A 1,062-nucleotide genomic window follows, 5' to 3' on the forward strand; every position below is an offset into this window, starting at 1 on the left:
CGCCGATTGTAAAATTAAGCTAGACAACTAAAAAAGTCATTTGTGCTACACTCAAAATAGTTCCGACCAAAGAATTATAAGGAGTGAGTACAAATGACCTATACCCATCTTACAACGGATGAACTTGTAATAATAGAGTCTTATTTCAAAATGAATCAATCTGTTGCTAAAACTGCCCATTGCTTGAATCGTTCAAGACAAACGATCCATAAAGTATATCTGTTCTTCAAGCAAGGAAAATCAGCCTTAGAATATTATCAACAGTATAAGAAAAACAAATCAAACTGTGGTAGACGTCCGCTTGTTTTACCCGAGGAACAATCAGAATATATTCAAAGAAAGGTTGTTCAAGGATGGACACCCGATGTGATTGTTGGTCGTGCAGCGTTTCCTATTAGTTGTTCTGCTCGTACCATTTATCGTATGTTCAAAAAGGGGCTATTTGATTCTTCTGACTTACCGATGAAAGGCAAGCGTAAACCGAATGGACATCAAGAAAGACGTGGAAAACAAACTTTCCGCCGCTCTATTCATGAACGTGAAAAGGATTATAGCCAATTCTCAAATGAGTTTGGTCACCTTGAAGGTGACACTATCGTAGGTCTGAAACATAAAAGTGCTGTAATTACCTTAGTTGAACGATTATCAAAAGTTATCATCACATTGAAACCGTGTGGTAGACAAGCGATTGATATTGAAAAAAAATTAAATCAATGGTTTGAATCTGTACCGAAAAACCTATTCAAATCCATCACTTTTGATTGTGGAAAGGAATTTTCAAATTGGAAACAGATCAGTAATGTCAATGATATTGCCATTTATTTCGCTGATCCAGGAACGCCGTCTCAAAGAGGCCTAAACGAGAATTCTAACGGATTGTTACGTAGAGATGGTTTATTGAAATCTATGGATTTCAATTCAGTAGATGAATTTTTTATTCAATCTGTCGCATCTAAACGAAATAATATTCCTAGAAAATCACTGGATTATCGAACACCTTTGGAAGTATTTTTGAGTTACGTAAGTATTGATGATCTGTCTAACTTAATTTGACAATTAAGA

General features: G+C 35.4%; 1 protein-coding gene. It reads left to right on the forward strand.

Annotated elements, in window-relative coordinates; genetic code table 11:
- The first annotated feature begins 93 nt into the window (after positions 1 to 93).
- Positions 94 to 1,053, forward strand: coding sequence for an IS30 family transposase (locus ACTFWY_RS17770; RefSeq protein ID WP_002301399.1), 960 nt, complete (start codon positions 94 to 96; stop codon positions 1,051 to 1,053).
- The last annotated feature ends 9 nt before the right edge of the window (positions 1,054 to 1,062 follow it).

This window comes from Enterococcus sp. 125944 (assembly GCF_051909435.1).
Classification (GTDB): Bacteria; Bacillota; Bacilli; order Lactobacillales; family Enterococcaceae; genus Enterococcus_D; species Enterococcus_D gallinarum.